The sequence below is a fragment of the Enterococcus sp. 2STP genome (assembly GCF_032465635.1).
GTDB classification, from domain to species: Bacteria; Bacillota; Bacilli; order Lactobacillales; family Enterococcaceae; genus Enterococcus_B; species Enterococcus_B lactis.
In genome coordinates this window covers 84,636-106,620 of the sequence record NZ_JAWDJH010000011.1, presented here as the reverse complement: position 1 = coordinate 106,620, position 21,985 = coordinate 84,636, and the positions used below count along the sequence as shown (strand labels likewise).

Below are 21,985 nucleotides of genomic sequence, written 5' to 3'. Positions count from 1 at the left end.
CTCCTTTTTTATTTTTTATCTGGAAACATTTAAAATCATACCCTTTTGCGAATGTTTTTGTCAACAAAAAAAGAATAAAAATAAATTGGTATATATCGAATTGCTTTTTGGATGTGCGTTTTGTGTCAAAAAATAATCGGTTTTTATCTATCATCTTTTTCAGGAGTTCGGTACAATAGAAAGTAATAGGATGAAGGAGGAGAAAAATGGATTCAAAAATTGAAATCATGACACTTGGAAGGTTAAAAAAACAATTGTCCGAATTTGAAGCATCAGCTGGTGTATCAGATGATACAAAAATATTTTTAGATACTGGTTGGGATAGCATCCAGGAAATCGCACCTGATGCCTTGGAAGTTGTCCAAGCGCGAGAGTTTACGGTAGAAGATGAATGGACAAAAGAATCATTTTCCGGGTATGCGCGTGAAGAAAAAGCAGAGCGGTTCGACGCTTCCGAGCAGTCAGAAACTGTAATCGTCATAAAAAACTTGTATTAGAAAGGAGAAAGAATGAATAAAAAACGTTGGGCAGCAGTTCTGATTGCTGCGGGATTATTTGTGGTTTCGTTAGTTTCGGCGAGTTTGACTAAGCCTCAGGAAAACAATCAAGTCGAAGGGTTGAACAGTTGGTTATACGGGGATGAAGAGTTAGTACCAAATGTGTTGGAAGAGGGAGACAGTACGCAAAAAATCGTAAAACTAACAGTAGATGGTACGATTGCTGCAGGAGGATCTTCTGGTTTATTTGCTTCTGAAGGCTATAACCATGAAAATTTCATGGAACAACTGAAAGCTGTGGAAGAAGATCCAACAGTCAAAGGAATCTTTTTAGAAGTAAACTCTCCTGGTGGTGGTGTCTATGAAAGTGCGGAAATCGCTAAGAAATTAGATACGATCCGTAAAGAACATGATATCCCGATGTATGTCAGTATGAAAAACATGGCAGCTAGCGGTGGTTACTATATTTCTGCTCAAGCAGATAAAATCTTTGCAACCGAAGAAACAGTGACCGGTTCAATTGGTGTGATCATGTCAGGATTGAATTATTCAGGCCTTTTAGAAAAACTGGGTGTGGAAGACACAACAGTGAAAAGTGGCGCATTGAAAGATATGGGTTCAGGAACACGCCCAGAGACAAAAGAAGAGGAAGCAGTGCTTCAAGCGTATATTGATAGTGCGTATCAACGATTTGTAAGAATCGTTAGCGAGGGACGAAATAAATCTGAAGAAGCAGTCAAAAAAATAGCAGATGGAAGGATTTATGATGGTGTCCAAGCAAAAGAAGTAGGTTTAGTCGATGAATTGGGATTCCCTGAAGACGCCTTACAAGCTATGCGAAAGGAACAAAAACTTGAAGATGCTGAATTAGTAGAATATTCCTCCGCATCATCTGGATTTGCCAGCACATGGTTAGGGAGCAAACTGGCAGAGTTCCAAGGATTGAAATCTTCTGAAACTAGTCAGATCTTATCAATACTTGAGAATCTCGGAACTGCAGAATCACCAAAAGCAATGTATTATTACGGAGGTGAGTAAGCATGACGGAACTTCCAAACGAAAATAAGGAACAAGGAAGAGAGAGGCAGCAGCAGCCTGCTGTGGGACCTGATCCAAGCTTTTCCCAAAAGGTGCTGAGCTCTTTTGAAAGAGAACCGATGACGTCAGAAGAAATCAAAAAGAAACAACGGAAATGGAAAAAGTATACTGACACAAAAAATGAACCACCAAAAGCAAATGATTTTCCTCATTATTTCTATGCAGGTTTTTTGATCCGAATGTTTGCCTTCTTGATCGATCTTTTGTGTATCGGAGCTATTACACGTTTAACACTTGGTATTGCCAAAAATCTAGGTTGGCTGAATTTTTCAGATTCGTATTTGAGTCTCTATGGATTCACAGCATTACTCATTTATTTAGCGTATTTTGTTTTATTGACGAAACTCAATCATGGCCAAACGATTGGGAAAATGATCTTCGGTATTCGAGTCATCAGTTTTGATGAAGAAGAACTTAGCTGGTCAACTGTTTTAGTTAGAGAAGGTGCTTGTCGGTTCATTCTAAAGTTTCCTTTGCTGATGTTAGGGTATCTTCCAGCAATCTTTAATCAGAAAAAGCAGCATCTGGGAGATCTTTTCACTAATACAAGTGTCGTTACGATTAATCTGATCAAAGCATTCAACCAAGAAGTTAACAGCTGATGATCCATAAAAAACAGTAGTTTGAAGCATCTTCTAAAAGTCAGATCAAAAATCTAGCTTTTAGAGGATGCTTCGATTATTTTTAATTGTCATGCTTTTTTTGTTTTGCTACTATTGAACATGAGCTGAACATAAGCAAGAGGAGGACACTGCGTGAAGCCGATTGATTTTCCAGAAAAATATGAGAATTTAATGCGAGTGGCCCAACAAGCACTAGCAAACCAGCAATATCAGCAGGCAAAAGAACTATTTCAACGTGCTTACGAGTTGAAAGAAAGCTTTGAGGCTAATAGCCTGCTTGTTTTTTGTCTTTATGAGTTAGACGAGAAAAAAGAAGCGTTGAAACAAGCACTCTTACATGAAAAACAGTATCTTCAAAACGAGGAGTTTGCTGAATTTTATTTTGACTTGTTAATCAGCGCACAAGATTTTTTATATGCTAGAAAATTGATAGCAAGTACAGATTTTTATGAATCTTTTGAGCAGCGTATCATTGAAAAAATCCAATTTGCAGAAGAATTGTCCGGACAAATGGAGAGGCAAAAAGTCAAGGCACTCCATAAAAAATCGGAGGAACTTCCTTCATTGGAACCAGCACGTCAGCTGTCGTCTATCGAGGAGATCGAACAGCTTCCTTACCATGAGTTTATCCAAACAGCGAGTAAACTGATTGTATTACCAGAGGTCCATATTTTAGCGAGGGCAAAATTGCTGGAGACACTCAGGCAATTGAATGAATGCAACCCTGTTTTCTATTTGACGATTGAAGAAAAACTAGTCAAAGTCATACCCAAAGATTTGCCTAAGCCACAGCAACAGTCAAGTTATCGACAATTGTGTGTGTTTTCAGATCATTACGGGAATGAAGATGCGCTACTTAGTTCGGTGCTGAAAGAAGAATTTACGTTGCAATCTGCAATCGTTTATCCTGTCTATGATACATACATTGAAGACCCGAGGCGTTGGTTTCAACTGACTGTAGAGGCATGTACAGGAAAAACGATGTATGATGGTACGGAAGATGAAAAACAAGATTTTTTTAAAAAACGAGAGAAAATTTTGCAGCAAATGATCTTCTTCCATTAGATTTTATCAGTGAAAAAGATAAAAATGTTATGAAAAACAAGGATTCTACCCATTCAATATGTTTACAATTTGAAAGGGTTAGTGTACTATTTAAAGGTATGCATGAAACGTTTTTGATGTATAAAATGAATTTCTAAACTCGGAGGGAATTAAATGACTGCAACATTTGAAAAAAAAGGCACGAATGATGGTGTTTTAAAATTTACGATTGCGCAAGACGAAATCCAAAAAGGATTAACAACTGCGTTTAATAAAGTGAAAAAAAGCTTGAACGTACCTGGATTCCGTAAAGGGAAAGTTTCTCGTCAAGTATTCAACCGTATGTACGGTGAAGAAGCTTTATATGAAGATGCATTGAATGCTGTATTACCAGAAGCTTATGAAGCTGCTGTCAAAGAAGCTGGCATCGACCCTGTTTCTCAACCAAAAATCGATGTTGAAAGCATGGAAAAAGGTCAAGACTGGGTAATCACTGCTGAAGTAACAGTGAAACCAGAAGTAAAATTAGGACAATATAAAGATCTAGTTGTTGAAAAACAAGACCGTGAAGTAACAGATGCTGACGTGGATGCACGTATCAAACGTGAACAAGAAGCACAAGCTGAATTAGTTATCAAAGAAGATGCTGCAGCTGAAAATGGCGATACAGTAGTAATCGACTTCGAAGGCTTTGTAGATGGCGAAGCGTTTGATGGCGGAAAAGGCGAAAATTACTCACTTGAATTAGGTTCAGGTTCATTCATTCCAGGATTTGAAGATCAATTAGTTGGTCATAAATCAGGTGAAAGTCTAGATGTAAATGTAACTTTCCCAGAAGATTATCAAGCAGAAGATCTTGCTGGAAAAGAAGCAGTTTTCAAAGTGACAATCCATGAAGTAAAAGCAAAAGAAGTGCCTGAATTAGATGACGAATTCGCAAAAGATGTGGATGACGAAGTATCAACATTAGACGAATTGAAAGAAAAATATCGCAAAGAATTAGTAGAAACAAAAGAAAAAGCAGCGGACGATGCAAAAGATGAAGCAGCAATCCGTATGGCTGTTGAAAACGCAGAAATCGTTGAATTGCCACACGTGATGGTTCATGATGAAGTACATCGTTCAATGGACGAATTCTTGAACAACATGCAACGTCAAGGTATCTCTCCTGAAATGTACTATCAATTAACTGGTTCTACAGAAGAAGACTTGCATAAACAATTCGAAGGTGAAGCAGAAATGCGCACAAGAACAAATCTTGTGATCGAAGCAATTGCAGCTGCTGAAAATCTTCAAGCAACAGAAGAAGAAATCAATGCAGAAATCCAAGAATTATCAGAAACATACAACATGCCAATCGAACAAATCAAACGCGTGTTGACAGAAGATATGCTGGAACATGATGTGACAATGAAAAAAGCAATCGAATTGATCACGGGTACAGCGACAGAAGCAAAAGAATAGAAATTAAGTAATAGAGGTCATGAAATAAGGGACTGTGACATGTTTGTTGTCACAGTCCCTTATTTTTTGCTAAGCGTGAAAATATACAAAGATATAGGTCAATCGATCCTTTGTTAAACACTTTTTCTTTTTACTAAACTATGTTATGATAGTAAAAGACTGTAAAGTCTCTGATAGTTTCTTGCATACTTTTTGCAAGTTAAGGGGTGAAGACCATGTATGACAATCCAAGTAGCAATGAGACCGTACGCTGTTCTTTTTGTGGGAAAACCCAAGAAGAAGTGAAAAAAATCGTAGCTGGTCCAGGGGTCTACATCTGTAATGAATGTATCGACCTATGTAAAGAAATCATTGATGAAGAATTTTATGAAGAAGCTGTACGCGAATTCACTGAAGTCCCTAAACCACTAGAAATTCTTGAAGTATTGAATAACTACGTGATTGGACAAGATCGCGCAAAACGCTCGTTAGCTGTCGCTGTATACAATCACTACAAACGTGTCAATCAGCAAGCACAAGAGAACACAGATGATGTTGAACTACAAAAAAGCAATATCTGCTTGATCGGACCTACTGGGTCAGGGAAAACATTTTTGGCACAAACATTAGCAAAAACGTTGAATGTACCTTTTGCAATCGCAGATGCGACAAGTTTGACAGAAGCTGGTTATGTGGGTGAAGATGTAGAAAACATTTTGCTTAAATTGCTCCAGTCTGCTGATTACAATGTGGAACGTGCAGAAAAAGGGATCATCTATATTGATGAGATCGATAAAATCGCGCGTAAAAGCGAAAATGTATCCATCACTCGTGATGTTTCCGGTGAAGGTGTCCAACAAGCCTTGCTGAAGATTCTAGAAGGAACTGTTGCAAGTGTTCCGCCTCAGGGAGGACGTAAACATCCACATCAAGAATTTATCCAGATCGATACGACGAATATCTTGTTCATCGTAGGTGGGGCGTTTGATGGTATCGAAACAATCGTGAAGAACCGCATGGGCGAAAAAACGATTGGATTTGGTACGCAAAACCAAAAACTTTCTGAAGACGAAAGCGTCATGCAGCATATCATTCCTGAAGATTTGCTGAAATTCGGATTGATTCCTGAGTTTATCGGACGATTACCTGTTATGGCAGCTTTAGAGAAATTGACAACAGATGATCTGGTACGGATCTTGACTGAGCCAAAAAATGCGTTAGTCAAACAATATCAAAAACTTCTTTCTCTAGATGATACCGAACTTGAATTTGAACCTGAAGCATTGAGAGCTATTGCGAAAAAAGCAATCGAACGCAACACTGGTGCTCGAGGTCTTCGTTCTATCATCGAAGAAATCATGATGGATGTGATGTTTGATATCCCTTCAAATGAAAACATCGAAAAAGTGATTATCACCAAAGAAGCAGCTGAATTGTCTGGTGAGCCAACAGTGATCTATAAAGATTCAGAGAAAAAAGCGGGTTGATGAGAAGAGGCTGCCGTAAAAGTCATTTTGGCTTTTACGACAGCCGCTTGCTTTATTCATCACCTTTTTAAGGAGAGAGACCATGAAAGTCCATCAAGCTGAAATCATCATAAGTGCAGTGGCACCAAAACAATATCCAGAGACACAATTGCCGGAAATAGCTCTGGCAGGGCGATCAAATGTAGGGAAATCTTCTTTTATCAACACGTTGATTGATCGAAAGAATTTAGCCCGTACTTCCGGTAAGCCTGGAAAGACCCAGACCTTGAATTTTTATTTGATCGAGAATGCGTTGCATTTTGTCGATGTTCCAGGATACGGGTATGCAAAAGTATCCAAAACTGAACGAGCAAAATGGGGAAAGATGATCGAGACATATTTAACGACCAGAGAACAACTACGTGCGGTCGTTTCTTTAGTAGATCTGCGCCATAAGCCTTCTCAAGAAGATATCCAGATGTATCAATTTTTGAAGTATTATGATATCCCTGTAATCGTTGTTGCTACTAAGGCAGATAAGATTCCTCGCGGTAAATGGAACAAGCACGAAAGCGAGATCAAAAAAGCATTGGATTTTGATCGTAATGACACATTTATTCTTTTTTCTTCCGTTACAAAACAAGGAAAAGAAGAAGCATGGGCAGCAATCGAACAAGCAATCGAATCATAAAAAGAATAAAAAAGACTTACTAGCCAAACTCTTCCATAAAAGTTTGGCTAGTAAGTCTTTTTTTGCAGAACTTATCTTACTTTTGTTTCTTGTCTTTTTTCTTTTCGTTTTGTGGCTGCGGTTTTAGAAACCGATCGATTTCTTCTTTTGGCGCAACTGTTTTTTCCGGATCGACAGCAAATGATTCGAAAAGTTTATCTAAATTGTCTGTACGTTCAAATTTCAATCCCATCGCGAACACCTCTTTGTTCCTTTTTTACTTAGTTTACCATGTAATACCTAAAATTGGTTTCTAAGACAAAAAGTTTTAGTTTTTCTTTATCATTCGTTATAATTAAATTATAAAAAGATTTGAAAGAGGTGAGAAAATGATTGGTGAAGATAAATTATTAATGACTATCCAGCTCACAGACTTAAATGAGGAAGAAAAAAAACAGGAAATAAGCGATTGGGCTGTTTTGACACGTCTGTTGATCCAGCCAACATTTATCCGCTCTTTCGCTCAACAAGCGGAGCCGTATGATCTTAGGAAACTGCAAGAAAAAATAATGCTCGCATCGGTAAGAGACGAAAGCTGGTTAGTTGTAGGGAATGACGAGAACGAGTGTAGTTTTCGTTTGGAAGGCAATCAATTGTTGATAAAAAATGTATTGGCTATCCCTGTTTTCAAAGAAAACCAGTTTTTGATTCGAGATTTCATTCAGAAAAAAATGATTGCCCATGGTGTGTTTGCTTATATGAGAGCTTATAGCGAGTTTATCTATCACAATACAAAACAGATTCCCCAGCGGCTGCTGTTTGAGACGATGGATGAAATCGAGCGTTTACCTAAAATGAAACAGAAAAATGGCGACGTAGTAGTGGATTGCAATCAATTTCCAGGCTACGATCTTTTTTATCAAGGCTTATGTTTTACCTCATGCTGGGAAATGTATTACAGTCACTATTACCATCAAATCATCCCCAAACCGATTTTTCTCGATACACAACAAGTAGAAAAAGTAAAAGAATTAGATAACGAAGTCATATATATCCAGCTTTATCGAGACCCATTCAATTGGCAAAAAACAAACAATCAGCTCTTCCAATCCTATTTTAGAGACCAGCTTGGGTTTGACCACCTTGCTTGGGATAACGGCGTGGGATTGTTGAAACCACCATTTGTTGAATACATTTATACTGATCATACGATTCAATCTGTCCAGTATCAAAATGCGCAGATGCAACCTGTTCCCAAAAAAAATGCCTCGTTCTTTGTAACGAAAAGTTATGATATTCAAGGAGGAAATTATAAAGAAAGACGTGTCCGCGGAACACTGAATGCCCAGGCGTATTTTCCTTGGGTTGACGAGAATCGCGCGCGCATGATGTGCTATAAGATCATCGATCCGACTGTTGCTTTGGACAATGGAATCGAAGCGTATTGTTATTACATCAGGGAATATCTAGAAGTAGAGGTAACAGATGAGAAATATCAAGATTATCTTTTATCATTAAGAATCTATGTTCCTTCTGAAGCACTTCCGGATCTACCGTTAAAGGAAATCAAACACAGACTCTCTGATATTGCCTTCAAACGAATAAAGAAAAAACGGCGTAGTGTCCAATTTGATGTCAAGAAAGGCGAGAAGCATCTGCGTGTGCAGTTTTTAGATTATCGCGAATTAGAACAATTGATTACTTTACAAAAAATATGAGGTGAAGAAAATGGATAAACAACTTTATTATCGAATAATGGTTCCAGCATCATTATTATCCGTCTGTCTCTTTTTTGTTCCTAATTTTCCTATTCGATCAGTCATCGGTTTCTTGGTCATGTTTGGTGGGATGGGACTTTATTATTACCTTCTTCATAAGGAAAGAAAACCTGCTTCTGTTTATATGAAAAAAACAAGAAGCGAAAATAACAAACGATAAAACAGTTTGATAATAGTCAAATAAAGTAGGAAACCAGTCAAAAAAAGACTGGTTTTTTATTTTTTTGACTGATTTATAATTTTTGCGAACGTTTTTGACTGATTTGTATTGCGAGTCTAAAAAAAATATGCTATTATTTGTATTGAGGTGATCGTGAAAATGCTTACAGAGGAACGCAGACAAAAAATACTAGACTTGCTTGAACAGCAGAAAATCGTGAAATCACAAGACCTTGTAAACCTTTTGAATGCTTCAGAATCAACGATAAGGCGTGATTTGCAAGAGTTGGAGAATGGTGGGTTTCTAGAAAGAGTCCATGGCGGCGCTAAGAAAGAGCAATTATTGAATTTTGAGCAGAATATGAGTGAAAAATCACTCAAAAACGTTCATGAAAAACAGCAGATCGCCAAATTGGCAGCTGAAACCATTAATGACGAAGATGTCATCTATTTAGACGCTGGCTCTACTACTTTAGAAATGATCCCTTTTTTACAAGGAAAACAAATCACAGTGGTGACAAATTCCGTTCAACATGCGGCAAATTTAGTTGATTTGGAGCTTGCTACGATCATTTTAGGTGGAACGATCAAGCTGTCAACCAATGCTGTTTTAGGATCTAATGCGATAGAACAACTAAAACATTTTCATTTCAATAAAGCGTTTATGGGAATGAACGGTGCGCATATCGAGCAAGGATTCACGACTCCGGATCCAGAAGAAGCAGCTGTTAAACGTTTAGCCATGAAAAATTCTGAAGAGACATTTGTATTGATTGATCATACTAAATTCAACCAGTTGTCTTTCACCTCTGTTGCACCTTTGGAAGCAGCCACGATCATAACCGAGCGTTGTCCATTAGAATTCATCAATGAATTCCGTGAAAAGACAACAATTAAGGAGGCAATACAATGATTTACACAGTAACACTTAATCCATCAATTGATTATATTGTACGCGTAGATGGGTTAAAACTAGGTGATTTGAACCGGATGAAAGAAGACTTCAAATTGCCTGGAGGAAAAGGGATCAATGTTTCCCGTATTTTGAAACGGATCGATTCTCAATCTACAGCACTAGGTTTTTTAGGAGGATTCACTGGCGAATTTATTTCGAAGTGGCTTGAAAAAGAACAAATCAAATCTTTGTTCACACACGTGCAAGAAGATACAAGAATCAATATCAAACTAAAATCAGATACTGAAACTGAAATTAACGGTTTAGGTCCAGCTATTTCAGACGAAGAAATCAATGAATTGAAGCAAGCACTAGGGACAGTAGAACAAGGAGACATCGTCGTATTGTCAGGAAGCGCGCCAGCCAGCCTACGAAAAGGATTTTATCAAGAACTGATTGATATCATTCGAGAAAAAGGTGCAGATTTCGTAATCGATACAACAGGTGATGATCTAAAAAATGCACTTGTTAAGAAACCGTTGTTGATCAAACCAAACAATCACGAATTAGCTGAGCTTTACAATACAACCTTCCAATCTGTAGAAGAAATCATTCCGTATGGAAAAAAATTACTAGCTGAAGGGGCACAGAATGTGCTGATCTCAATGGCTGGAGACGGCGCTTTGCTCTTTACAGAACAAGGAACTTATAAAACGAATGTATTGGTTCGCCCATTGAAAAATTCAGTAGGTGCAGGGGATTCAATGATCGCCGGTTTTATTGGTGCTTACAGCCGGACGAAAGATCCGATCGAAGCCTTTAAATGGGGAGTTGCTTGTGGAAGCGCAACGGCTTTTTCTGATGACTTGGCAGCTCGCGAACTGATTGATGAGTTATTGCCAGAAGTTGAAATCACAAAAATTGATTAGTTTCAAGGAGGATAATCATGAATATCAAGGATTTAATGGTCAAAGAAGCAATGATCATGGATTTGCAAGCGACTGATAAAAAAGGCGCGATCGATGAAATGGTCCAAAAAATGTTTGATGCCGGCCGGATTTCCGATATCGACACATATAAAGAAGGAATTCTAGCTCGTGAAGCACAAACCTCTACAGGTCTTGGTGACGGAATCGCCATGCCTCACGCGAAAAATAGTGCAGTCAAAGAAGCAACAGTTTTATTTGCAAAAAGCCAAAAAGGAGTAGATTATGAAGCATTAGACGGACAGCCCACCTATCTGTTTTTCATGATCGCAGCTCCAGAGGGCGCGAACGACACACACTTGCAAGCATTAGCAGCACTATCTCGATTGCTGATTGATGCAGATTTTGTAGCGAAATTAAAAGAAGCAAGTACACCAGAAGAAGTCCAAGACTTGTTCCAAACAGCTGAAGAGCAAAAAGAAGCAGAAGAAAAAGCAGAACAAGAAACACAAGCTGCAGAAGCTTCTGCTCATCCAGAAAGAAAATTCGTTGTTGCCGTTACAGCTTGCCCAACAGGAATCGCTCATACTTACATGGCAGAAGATGCTTTGAAGAAAAAAGCGAAAGAAATGGGAGTGGAGATCAAAGTCGAAACGAACGGTTCAGAAGGAATCAAAAACCGATTGACTGCTGAAGACATCGCTCGTGCAGAAGGCGTGATCGTTGCAGCAGACAAAAAAGTAGAGATGAACCGTTTTGACGGAAAAGAATTGATCAATCGTCCAGTCAGTGATGGTATCCGTAAACCAGAAGAGTTGATCAATCTAGCTCTTAGTGGTACTGCACCAGTATTCCATGGTGACGGAAAAGAAAATAGTTCAGAAGAAGGAAACGCGGATGGTACTGTCGGACAAAGAATCTATAAAGATTTGATGAATGGCGTATCACACATGTTACCATTCGTTATTGGTGGAGGAATCGCTATTGCTCTTTCTTTCATGATTGACCAATTTATTGGCGTGCCGCATGACCAGTTATCGAATCTGGGGAACTACAATCAAGCTGCTAGCTGGTTCAACCAAATCGGACAAGCTGCATTTGGGTTCATGTTACCGGTATTAGCTGGATTTATTGCTTCAAGTATCGGCGACCGCCCTGGTTTGATTGTTGGATTTGCTGCTGGTGCATTAGCTAATACAGGTGGCGCAGGATTCTTAGGCGCACTGATTGGTGGATTCTTGGCTGGTTATGTCATCGTATTTTTACGTAAATTATTCAAGAACTTACCAAAATCATTGGATGGAATCAAAACGATCCTCTTTTATCCAGTGTTTGGCTTACTGATTACTGGTTTCCTGATGTTGCTGGTCAATGTCCCTATGAAAGCAATCAATGATGCATTGAATGGTTTCTTGACAAGTATGAGTGGTTCGAATGCTGCTTTACTTGGTGCATTATTAGCTGGAATGATGGCGGCAGATTTAGGCGGTCCAATCAACAAAGCCGCTTATGTATTTGGTACAGCAACTTTAGCTACGACTGTTGCCACTGGCGGAAGTGTTGTGATGGCTTCTGTTATGGCTGGAGGAATGGTCCCTCCATTGGCGATTTTCGTTGCTACACGTTTGTTCAAAAATAAATTCAGCAAAACAGATCAAGATGCTGGTTTGACGAACATCGTGATGGGACTTTCGTTTGTCACGGAAGGATCGATTCCATTTGCAGCAGCTGACCCGATTCGTGCCATTCCAAGTTTTATTATTGGTTCTGCTTTAACTGGCGGATTAGTCGGTGCTTTCGGAATCAAATTACTGGCTCCTCATGGCGGAATTTTTGTTGTATTCTTACTGAGTCACCCAATCATGTATTTGGTGTTTATTGCTATCGGAGCAGTCGTCTCTGGTGTGATTTATGGTTTGTTGAGAAAAGCTCCTGCAGTAGCAGAAGCATAGAAATAAAAAGAAGAGACTGGGGAAATCCAGCCTCTTCTTTTTTTGTAGAGTCAAAATAGTATAGATGAGTAGTATAGATGAATAGTTGTTGTGCCATAAAATAGTTCTTCCCGGTTCGTTAAAATGATTGCTTCAAATTTGTGATCGAAGATTTAGCCTCGATTTCTTGCTTGATTCTTGGTAAGTTTGCTTCATCAGTCAAGATTACCAAAATATCTCCTACATTCATGATCGTATCACCGTGAGTCAAGATTTCCTGATTTCCTCTGCGTATAGAGATTAGCAGCATATTTTTAGGCCAATTGAAGTCCCGTACCATTAATCCGTCTAAAGAACTCTCTGCCGTTACTGGAAAATCAAAAGTTGTCCTTGCACCTTTAAGAGCGGCGGTCTGATTATTTCCAAGTAAACGTTCCAACAATGATTCGTAGATTGGATTTCCTCCGAGAAGATCATTGACGATATAAGCAACAAGAGCAGCCAACCCTAAAGGCATCAGATGATTGAGAGAGCCAACCATTTCTGTCACTAAAATAATTGCTGTCAGCGGTGCTTTCCCAATTGCTGTGAAATAACCAGCCATGGCAATCACGACGAAATCCTTGATGTAGATTGGATCCATCCCGAAATCAACCATGATGTTTCCATAAAAGCTACCGATTAAAGCACCCAATGTCAATATCGGAAGGAAAATCCCTCCTGGAAGACCACCACCATAAGAAATCATGGAAAAAACGAATCGAAGAACAAACAAACCGATAATCATAATGATTGGCAATGAAGCATGTCCAAAAGCTAAAACGATTTGATTGCCTCCGCCTAGCGTACTAGGCCATAAATAACCAATCGGCAAAATCAGCAAGAAAGGAACGAATCCATGAAAATAAGCTGGTAAAGGCAATCGGTTGTAAAATTTTGGCAATGCCAACAGGACCTTTTGATAAATAAAACCTAAGACGCCTAGAAGTACGCCTAATACCACCAAAGAACCATAATATTTCAACGGCAAAGAAGGAAGATCCCCTAGATATAAAACTGGTCTTAAGCCAAAAAAATAAAGAGAGACAAAGTTAGCCGTGATAGCTGAAGCAAAAGATGTCAGCCAAACAAGAGGAGAGAAGGAGTGATGGATTTCTTCTAAAACAAAGAGTAATCCTGCGATAGGAGCATTGAATGCTGCTGCAAGTCCGCTACTTGCTCCGCTAGAAATCAAAATCTTTTCTTCTGAAGATGGACTCCGAAACAATTGTCCAGCTCCTTGTCCGATAGCTGCACCAAGCTGTATAGAAGGGCCTTCTCGACCTAGAAAAAGTCCTGCGCCAACTGAAAGTACACCACCAATGAACTTTTTCCATAAAACAGAGAACCAGTTCATTGATAATTCCCCTCGAAGCTGTCCTTCTACTTGTGGAATCCCGCTTCCTTTGATATCCGGTTCATTTTTGACCAGATAACCCACAAAAAATGCTGCAAGGATGCAGCAAATGGCCATGCCAACTAAGTAAATCGGCTGTTCCCGACTTATTTCATAGATGCTTCGAACAAAATCGCCTAACTTTTCGATCGATAAACGAAACAGGCTAACAACGATTCCTGTCAGTAGTCCAACGAATATTCCTTTTAGAATAAAATATATCTGAGTTTTATCTAATTTCTTGATTTTTCCTTTTTTTTCCATTCAAACGCCTCGCTTTCTTTTAATTTAGCGCGAAATCAACGAATTGACAAGGAGAAATCCATAAAAAGAAACAAATGATTTTGAATTAGCTAGTTTAATGAAAGCCAAGAAAATGCTATAATTAACAAGATTGATAAAAGAAAGGATGTTGTTAATGTCATCCAAAGCTGAATTATTAAACGGGATGAACCCCCGTCAGAAAGAAGCTGTTCTTCACACTGACGGACCATTATTGCTGATGGCAGGTGCGGGAAGTGGAAAGACGAGAGTGTTGACGCATCGCATTGCCTATTTGATTGAGGAAAAAGAAGTCAATCCTTGGAACATCCTAGCGATTACTTTTACCAATAAAGCTGCAAAAGAAATGAAAGAACGTGTCAATGCGATTCTCGCATCTGGAGGCGAAGATGTCTGGGTATCGACTTTTCACTCAATGTGTGTGCGTATTTTAAGAAGAGATGTTGATTTTATCGGGTATAACCGGAACTTTACGATCATCGACTCTTCTGAACAGCTGACCTTGATGAAACGGATACTGAAAGAACTGAACATTGACCCAAAAAAATATGATCCTCGCAGCATATTAGGAACAATCTCCCAAGCAAAAAATAGCTTGCAGACCCCTCAGGATTTTGCAAAAATGCAAGGTAGTTATTACGAAGAGATTGCGGCAAAATGTTACGCTGCTTATCAAAAAGAGCTTCAATACAATCAATGTATGGACTTTGACGACCTGATCATGAATACGATCCGGTTATTTGAAGAACATCCTGATTCACTCACATATTACCAAAACAAATTCCATTATATTCATGTAGATGAGTATCAAGATACAAACCACGCACAGTATACGTTGGTCAATTTATTGGCAGGTAGATTTAGAAATCTATGCGTAGTGGGAGATGCAGATCAAAGTATCTACGGCTGGCGCGGTGCAGATATGCAGAACATCTTGGATTTCGAAAAAGATTATCCAGATGCTGCAGTGATTTTGCTGGAACAGAACTATCGCTCCACGAAAAACATTCTTAGCGCGGCAAACCAAGTCATTGAAAACAATAGCAATCGAAAACCAAAAAACTTGTGGACAGAAAACAAAGAAGGAAACAAGATCACTTACTATCGTGCAGATAATGAACGAGACGAAACTCGTTTTATCGTAGACCGGATGCAAGAAGAGATTCGAAGCAATCATAGGAATTACGGCGACTTTGCCATTTTGTACCGGACGAACGCACAATCTCGTGTAATGGAAGAAACCCTGTTGAAAGCAAATATTCCTTATAAAATGGTTGGAGGGCACAAATTCTACGATCGTAAAGAAATCAAAGATATTTTAGCGTATTTAAATGTGCTGGCAAATCCTCAAGACTCAATCAGTTTTGAGCGTATCGTTAATTCGCCCAAACGAGGCATCGGACCAGGATCTATCGAAAAACTACGCAGTTTTGCTTCTCTCCATGAATGGCCGCTGCTTGAAGCAGCCCAAAATGTGGATCTGGCAAATATCGGTGGAAAAGCAGGCCAGCAATTAGGTGCATTTGGAGAGATGATTCAAGAAGTCACGCAGATGATCCCATACTTGACAGTGACAGAATTGACGAAAGAGGTTTTGGATCGTAGCGGTTACCTGGAAGATTTAAAAATTCAAAATACATTAGAAGCACAAGCGCGCATCGAAAACTTGGAGGAATTTTTAACGGTCACACAAGAATTCGATAAGCAGTTCGAACAGCAAAATGAAGAAGATGCTGATGCACCAGAAGAAAAACTAACGGTCTTCTTGAACGATCTGGCACTTGTTTCTGACATTGACAATTTAGAAGAAGACGCTTCGCAAGTGACATTGATGACGTTGCATGCAGCCAAAGGATTAGAATTTCCAGTTGTATTTCTGATTGGTCTAGAAGAAGGTGTTTTTCCTTTATCTCGAGCATTGATGGAAGAAAGCGAACTGGAAGAAGAACGTCGTCTCGCTTATGTGGGAATCACGCGAGCAGAAGAAGCGTTGTATTTAACCAATGCTTTCTCCAGAACATTATATGGACGGACGCAATATAACCGACCTTCTCGTTTTGTAGAAGAAATCGATCAAGAATTGCTAGAAATCGAGGGCATGCGTCCTACGCCTAAAAAAACACCTGTATTCGCTAAAAAAACAGCAGCATATAGCTATAAACAGCCAGAGACAGCGGTTGTTTCCTCTAAAAGTGCCACTGGAGGGGAAAAGAACAGCTGGAAACCTGGAGATAAAGTCAAACATAAAAAATGGGGACTAGGAACAGTCGTCCGAGTAAGTGGGACGTCGAAGGATCTAGAACTAGATGTGGCTTTCCCAAGTCAAGGAGTAAAACGTCTTTTGGCTGCCTTTGCGCCAATTGAAAAAGCTTAGTAGTGGAGGGTAAATGATGGAACATGAAATGACGATTGACGAAGCTGCTAAACGAGCAGAAGAACTTCGTACAAGATTGAACCAATGGTCTCGTGAATACTACGTAGAAGATAAACCAACAGTGGAAGACTATGTTTATGATAAAGAATACGCAGAATTAGTAGCAATCGAAGAACAATATCCTGATTTGATCACGTCGGATTCTCCCACTCAACGAGTAGGCGGAAAAGTATTAGAAGGGTTTGAAAAAGTCACTCATGATATTCCGCTTTATAGTTTGAACGACGTTTTCAGCAAAGAAGAGCTGATAGCTTTTGATCAACGTGTACAAAAAGCAGTGGGACGTGTAGTCGATTATTGCTGCGAACTAAAAATAGATGGTCTTTCCGTCTCTTTGCGTTATGAAGATGGGAATTTCGTTAGAGGAGCGACTCGTGGGGATGGGACTGTAGGAGAAAACATCACTGAAAACCTAAAGACTGTCCGATCAGTCCCAATCAAATTAAAAGAACCGATGAACATCGAAGTAAGAGGCGAATGTTTCATGCCAAAACGTTCATTTGTTCAATTGAATCAAGACAGAGAAGCAGAGGGAAAAGATATCTTTGCGAATCCTCGGAATGCCGCAGCCGGTTCCTTGCGTCAGTTAGATTCTAAAATCACAGCGAAAAGAAATCTGGATACTTTCTTATACACAGTAGCTGATTTCGGTCCTATGGAAGCAAAAACACAGTATGATGCGCTAGAAGAGCTAGAAAAAATAGGATTCCACACGAATCGGGAAAAACGTCTATGTCATTCGATTGATGAAGTATGGGCATACATTGAGGAATATCATGATAAACGTGTAGATTTGCCCTATGAGATTGATGGGATCGTCATCAAAGTGAATGAGTTCTCGCTGCAAGATCAACTTGGCTTTACTGTCAAAGCACCACGATGGGCAACAGCTTATAAGTTTCCCCCAGAAGAAGTTGAAACACTGATCGAAAACATCGAATGGACAGTCGGACGAACGGGGGTAGTGACACCAACGGCAATCATGACGCCGGTCCGAGTAGCAGGAACGACAGTAAGCCGTGCCAGTCTGCATAATGGGGATTATATCAAGTTGAAGGATATCCGCTTGAATGATACAGTTCTGATTTATAAAGCGGGAGATATCATTCCAGAAGTTTCGCAAGTCGTGTTGGATAAACGACCTAAAGACAGCGAAGAATACCAATTACCTACACATTGCCCAGTTTGTGGAAGTGAACTTGTCCATTTGGATGAAGAAGTAGCGTTACGGTGCATCAATCCTAAATGCCCTGCTCAAATGAAAGAAGGCTTGAACCACTTTGTCTCAAGAAATGCGATGAATATCGACGGGTTGGGCCCGCGTGTGCTTGAACAGATGTATGACAAAAAACTAGTCGCAGATGTTGCTGATCTTTATAAATTGACAGAAGAAGAGTTATTGACGTTGGACAAAATAAAAGAAAAATCAGCAAATAATATTTTGACAGCAATTGACAACAGCAAAGATAATTCGGTCGAGCGGTTGATTTTCGGGTTAGGAATCCGACATGTCGGAGCGAAAGCAGCAAAAATTTTAGCAGAACATTTTGGTGATCTAGAGACATTGAGTAGAAGCGACTATGAGTCGATTATTGCGCTCGATACGATCGGTGATATCATTGCCGACAGTGTAGTCACTTATTTTAGTAACGAAGAAGTCCATGAATTGATGAATGAATTAAAACAAGCAGGCGTCAATTTCGAATACAAAGGGCTTCGAAGTACCCAATTGCAAGAAGTCGAGTCGCCTTTTAAAGAAAAAACAGTAGTCCTTACTGGTAAACTAACACGATTGACTCGTGAAGAAGCAAAAGAGACGATCGAAAATCTTGGCGGGAAAGTGACTGGTAGCGTATCGAAAAAAACGGATATCGTGGTAGCAGGAGAAGATGCTGGCAGCAAGCTAACCAAAGCACAAGAATTAGGAATCGAAGTTTGGACAGAAGATCAAATGGCAGAAGCATTGGCTAAAAGCCACTCAGCAAAAGAATAAATATTGAGTTTTTTCAGACAAATTTCAATAAATAATTTAAGACAGAGCACTCTTATGTTAAAATAGAGAGCAAAGTTTTTAACTCGTTTAGAAAGAAGGGGTAGTATGGCGATTAGTGAAGAACAAGTGAAACACGTTGCCAAATTAGCAAAACTTGCGTTCGCAGATGAAGAACTTGCAAGTTTTACCGACCAATTAGGTAAAATCATCGATATGGTGGAAATGCTGGAAGAAGTAGATACGGAAGGTGTTCCATTTACGTCGAATGTTGTCGAAACAGTAAACGTGATGCGACAAGATCGGGCGCAAGCTGGATGGAACCGTGATGAATTATTGAAAAATGTGCCGGAAACAGAAGACGGCTTTATCAAAGTACCCGCAATCATCGATAATGGGGAGGCTGGCGCATAATGACAAAATTACACAATCGTTCTCTAGAGGTACTACATCATATGCTTGTATCAAAAGAAATCACTGTACAAGATTTGACAAAAGCAACATTTGAACGAATCAAAGAAACAGAGCCTGAGATCGAAGCATTCATCACATTGAATGAAGAAAAAGCATTGGAACAGGCAAAAGCTTTAGATGAAAAAGGGATTGATGAAAGCAACATCCTTGCTGGAATTCCGATTGGGATCAAGGATAATATCGTAACAAAAGATATCTTGACAACCGCTGCATCTAAGATTCTTTACAATTTTGAACCAATTTATGATGCAACGGTCATGGATAAAATCTATCAAGCAGATATGATCCCTGTTGGTAAACTAAACATGGATGAATTTGCTATGGGCGGAAGTACAGAAACTTCTTATTTCAAGAAAACAAAAAATGCTTGGGACCAAACAAAAGTACCTGGGGGCTCTTCCGGTGGTTCTGCAGCAGCAGTAGCAGCTGGACAAATCCCAGTTTCTTTAGGTAGTGATACGGGGGGAAGTATCCGCCAGCCAGCAGCTTTCAACGGCATTGTAGGAATGAAACCTACTTATGGCCGTGTCTCACGTTTTGGTTTGATTGCCTTTGCTTCATCTCTTGACCAAATCGGACCAATGACCCGTACGGTGAAAGATAACGCATTAGCACTAACAGCTATCAGTGGTTATGACGAAAAAGACGGTACTTCTTCAGGCGTTTCAGTTCCTGACTTTGCAGAGGGACTGACCGGTGACATCAAAGGAATGAAGATTGCTTTACCTAAAGAATACTTAGGCGAAGGTGTGGCCCCTGGCGTAAAAGAAGCTGTATTGAAAGCAGCAGAAACATTCCGTTCATTAGGTGCTGTTGTGGAAGAAGTCAGCTTACCACATTCAAAATACGGTGTGGCTGTTTATTATATCATTGCCTCATCAGAAGCAAGTTCCAACTTGCAACGTTTCGATGGTATTCGCTATGGTTATCGCTCTGAAAACGTGAAATCATTGGATGATGTATATGTCAACTCACGTTCAGAAGGATTCGGTGAAGAAGTAAAACGCCGTATCATGTTAGGTACATTCTCATTAAGTGCGGGCTATTATGACGCTTACTTCAAAAAAGCAGGACAAGTCCGTACATTGATCAAACGAGATTTTGAAAAAGTCTTTGCAGATTATGACTTGATCATCGGACCATCTTCACCAACAGTGGCATTCGGAATCGGTGAGAACATCAACGATCCAATCACGATGTACATGAGTGACATCTTAACGATCCCTGTCAACTTGGCTGGACTTCCAGGTATGTCTGTACCGGCAGGATTGTCAGAAGGATTACCAGTTGGATTGCAGATCATCGGTAATTATTTTGATGAAAAAACGATGTATCAAGCGGCATATGCGTTTGAACAAGCAACAGAATTCCACACACAACAACCAGCTATTTTAGGAGGGAAAGACGAATGAATTTTGAAACAGTCATTGGACTAGAAGTCCACGTCGAGTTGAAAACCAACTCAAAAATTTTCTCTCCAGCGCCAGCTCATTTTGGTGCAGAACCAAACAGCAATACAAACGTGATTGACTGGGGTTATCCAGGCGTGCTGCCAGTAATGAACAAAGCTGCGCTGGAATTCGGGATGAAAGCCGCTTTGGCATTAAACTGCGAAATCTCTAAAGATACTCATTTTGACCGGAAAAATTACTTTTACCCAGATAATCCGAAAGCATATCAAATTTCTCAATTTGATCAACCAATCGGTCATGACGGATGGATCGAAATCGAAGTAGAAGGCAAGAAGAAAAAAATCCGGATCGAACGGGTCCATTTAGAAGAAGATGCTGGGAAAAACATGCATGGTATCGGCGGCTATTCTTACGTTGATTTGAACCGACAAGGCACGCCTTTGATCGAAATCGTTTCTGAAGCTGATATGCGTTCACCAGAAGAAGCATACGCTTATCTAGAAGCATTACGTTCAATCATCCAATTTACAGAAGTCAGCGATGTGAAAATGGAAGAAGGGTCTATGCGTTGTGATGCGAATATTTCTCTCCGCCCTTATGGACAAGAAGAATTCGGTACGAAAGCAGAATTGAAAAACTTGAACTCTTTATCTTTCGTGAAAAAAGGTTTAGCTTTTGAAGAAAAACGACAAGCAAAAGTTCTTCTTTCAGGAGGAGAAATCCAACAAGAAACACGCCGTTTTGACGAAACAACGAATAAAACAGTTTTGATGCGTGTGAAAGAGGGTTCTAGTGATTATCGTTATTTCCCAGAGCCTGATATTCCGAAATTCGTGATCGATGACGAATGGATTCAAAAAGTAAAAGCTAGTTTACCTGAGATGCCAGCTTCTCGTCGCGAACGCTATATCCGTGAATTTGGTCTTCCGGAGTATGACGCAATGGTATTGACACTTACAAAAGAAATGTCTGATTTCTTTGAAGCTGTTTTGGAAAATGGTGCAGATGCCAAGCAAGCATCTAACTGGTTGATGGGTGAAGTTTCTGCTTACTTGAACAGTGAGAAACTGGAATTAGCTGAGACAAAATTGACACCTGAGAACTTAGCAGGAATGATTCGTTTGATCGCCGATGGAACGATCAGCTCAAAAATCGCCAAAAAAGTCTTCCGTGAATTGATCACAAATGGCGGAGAAGCGCAAGAAGTTGTTGAGAAAAATGGTTGGGTACAATTATCTGATCCTAGCAAACTTCTTCCAATCATTAATGAAATCTTGGATAACAATCAACAATCTGTCGATGATTTCAAAAATGGAAAAGATCGTGCGGTTGGCTTCCTAGTCGGTCAAATCATGAAAGCAACTAAAGGGCAAGCAAATCCTGGTGTCGTGAACAAGCTGCTTAAAGATGAATTAGCGAAACGCTAGA

Annotated in this window: 19 protein-coding genes; 17 read left to right on the top strand and 2 right to left on the bottom strand. The window is 39.6% G+C overall.

What is annotated here, in order from left to right:
• Positions 1 to 206 precede the first annotated feature (206 nt).
• From RWU19_RS03520 to yihA, 7 genes are all read left to right on the top strand, one after another.
• Positions 207 to 497 (top strand): hypothetical protein, encoded by a 291-nt coding sequence (locus tag RWU19_RS03520; RefSeq protein ID WP_086285952.1) that lies wholly within the window; start codon positions 207 to 209, stop codon positions 495 to 497.
• 12 nt (positions 498 to 509) lie between these two features.
• Positions 510 to 1,535 carry a signal peptide peptidase SppA gene (gene sppA, locus RWU19_RS03515; RefSeq protein ID WP_002314847.1) on the top strand — a complete coding sequence of 342 codons (1,026 nt, stop codon included), beginning with the start codon at positions 510 to 512 and terminating at the stop codon, positions 1,533 to 1,535.
• A 2-nt stretch (positions 1,536 to 1,537) separates the two neighbouring features.
• Positions 1,538 to 2,197: an RDD family protein gene (locus RWU19_RS03510; protein WP_002314848.1), complete on the top strand. Its 660-nt coding sequence runs from the start codon at positions 1,538 to 1,540 to the stop codon at positions 2,195 to 2,197.
• Between the two features lie 153 nt (positions 2,198 to 2,350).
• A complete protein-coding gene (locus RWU19_RS03505) occupies positions 2,351 to 3,283 on the top strand; it encodes a tetratricopeptide repeat protein (RefSeq protein ID WP_002314849.1) in 933 nt (310 codons plus the stop codon).
• A 153-nt stretch (positions 3,284 to 3,436) separates the two neighbouring features.
• Positions 3,437 to 4,726 (top strand): trigger factor, encoded by a 1,290-nt coding sequence (gene tig, locus RWU19_RS03500; RefSeq protein ID WP_002292069.1) that lies wholly within the window; start codon positions 3,437 to 3,439, stop codon positions 4,724 to 4,726.
• 215 nt (positions 4,727 to 4,941) lie between these two features.
• Positions 4,942 to 6,192, top strand: coding sequence for an ATP-dependent Clp protease ATP-binding subunit ClpX (gene clpX, locus RWU19_RS03495; RefSeq protein WP_002292068.1), 1,251 nt, complete (start codon positions 4,942 to 4,944; stop codon positions 6,190 to 6,192).
• An 82-nt stretch (positions 6,193 to 6,274) separates the two neighbouring features.
• On the top strand, positions 6,275 to 6,862 hold the full coding sequence (yihA, locus tag RWU19_RS03490) for a ribosome biogenesis GTP-binding protein YihA/YsxC (RefSeq protein WP_002297545.1): 588 nt from the start codon (positions 6,275 to 6,277) through the stop codon (positions 6,860 to 6,862).
• A 76-nt stretch (positions 6,863 to 6,938) separates the two neighbouring features.
• Here the strand turns inward: yihA and RWU19_RS03485 are convergent, their stop codons facing one another.
• Positions 6,939 to 7,094 (bottom strand): SPJ_0845 family protein, encoded by a 156-nt coding sequence (locus RWU19_RS03485; protein ID WP_002288488.1) that lies wholly within the window; start codon positions 7,092 to 7,094, stop codon positions 6,939 to 6,941.
• A gap of 136 nt (positions 7,095 to 7,230) precedes the next feature.
• Here RWU19_RS03485 and RWU19_RS03480 point away from each other — a divergent pair, with 136 nt between their 5' ends.
• From RWU19_RS03480 to RWU19_RS03460, 5 genes are all read left to right on the top strand, one after another.
• Complete coding sequence (locus tag RWU19_RS03480) at positions 7,231 to 8,559, top strand: hypothetical protein (RefSeq protein ID WP_123837838.1); 1,329 nt, start codon at positions 7,231 to 7,233, stop codon at positions 8,557 to 8,559.
• Between the two features lie 10 nt (positions 8,560 to 8,569).
• Positions 8,570 to 8,779 carry a hypothetical protein gene (locus tag RWU19_RS03475; protein ID WP_002314851.1) on the top strand — a complete coding sequence of 70 codons (210 nt, stop codon included), beginning with the start codon at positions 8,570 to 8,572 and terminating at the stop codon, positions 8,777 to 8,779.
• A gap of 159 nt (positions 8,780 to 8,938) precedes the next feature.
• Positions 8,939 to 9,691 carry a DeoR/GlpR family DNA-binding transcription regulator gene (locus RWU19_RS03470; RefSeq protein ID WP_002400273.1) on the top strand — a complete coding sequence of 251 codons (753 nt, stop codon included), beginning with the start codon at positions 8,939 to 8,941 and terminating at the stop codon, positions 9,689 to 9,691.
• Entirely contained in the window at positions 9,688 to 10,602 is a 915-nt protein-coding gene (gene pfkB / locus RWU19_RS03465) for a 1-phosphofructokinase (RefSeq protein ID WP_010732455.1), read from the top strand. Before RWU19_RS03470 ends, pfkB begins: the two co-directional genes overlap by 4 nt.
• A 17-nt stretch (positions 10,603 to 10,619) precedes the next feature.
• Complete coding sequence (locus tag RWU19_RS03460) at positions 10,620 to 12,551, top strand: fructose-specific PTS transporter subunit EIIC (RefSeq protein WP_002306502.1); 1,932 nt, start codon at positions 10,620 to 10,622, stop codon at positions 12,549 to 12,551.
• Between the two features lie 118 nt (positions 12,552 to 12,669).
• On the opposite strand, the gene RWU19_RS03455 is transcribed toward RWU19_RS03460, so the two are convergent.
• Positions 12,670 to 14,229: a ClC family H(+)/Cl(-) exchange transporter gene (locus RWU19_RS03455; protein WP_002400269.1), complete on the bottom strand. Its 1,560-nt coding sequence runs from the start codon at positions 14,227 to 14,229 to the stop codon at positions 12,670 to 12,672.
• A gap of 154 nt (positions 14,230 to 14,383) precedes the next feature.
• On the opposite strand from RWU19_RS03455, the gene pcrA reads away from it, so the two are divergent.
• From pcrA to gatB, 5 genes are all read left to right on the top strand, one after another.
• Positions 14,384 to 16,621: a DNA helicase PcrA gene (pcrA, locus tag RWU19_RS03450; RefSeq protein ID WP_002335752.1), complete on the top strand. Its 2,238-nt coding sequence runs from the start codon at positions 14,384 to 14,386 to the stop codon at positions 16,619 to 16,621.
• 16 nt (positions 16,622 to 16,637) lie between these two features.
• Positions 16,638 to 18,674, top strand: a complete 2,037-nt coding sequence (ligA, locus tag RWU19_RS03445) for an NAD-dependent DNA ligase LigA (RefSeq protein ID WP_123837837.1) — start codon at positions 16,638 to 16,640, stop codon at positions 18,672 to 18,674.
• A gap of 105 nt (positions 18,675 to 18,779) precedes the next feature.
• A complete protein-coding gene (gene gatC, locus RWU19_RS03440) occupies positions 18,780 to 19,085 on the top strand; it encodes an Asp-tRNA(Asn)/Glu-tRNA(Gln) amidotransferase subunit GatC (protein ID WP_002288477.1) in 306 nt (101 codons plus the stop codon).
• On the top strand, positions 19,085 to 20,557 hold the full coding sequence (gene gatA, locus RWU19_RS03435) for an Asp-tRNA(Asn)/Glu-tRNA(Gln) amidotransferase subunit GatA (protein WP_316002501.1): 1,473 nt from the start codon (positions 19,085 to 19,087) through the stop codon (positions 20,555 to 20,557). The genes gatC and gatA overlap by 1 nt, the downstream gene beginning before the upstream one ends.
• On the top strand, positions 20,554 to 21,984 hold the full coding sequence (gene gatB / locus RWU19_RS03430) for an Asp-tRNA(Asn)/Glu-tRNA(Gln) amidotransferase subunit GatB (protein WP_002297526.1): 1,431 nt from the start codon (positions 20,554 to 20,556) through the stop codon (positions 21,982 to 21,984). The genes gatA and gatB overlap by 4 nt, the downstream gene beginning before the upstream one ends.
• Position 21,985 lies beyond the last annotated feature (1 nt).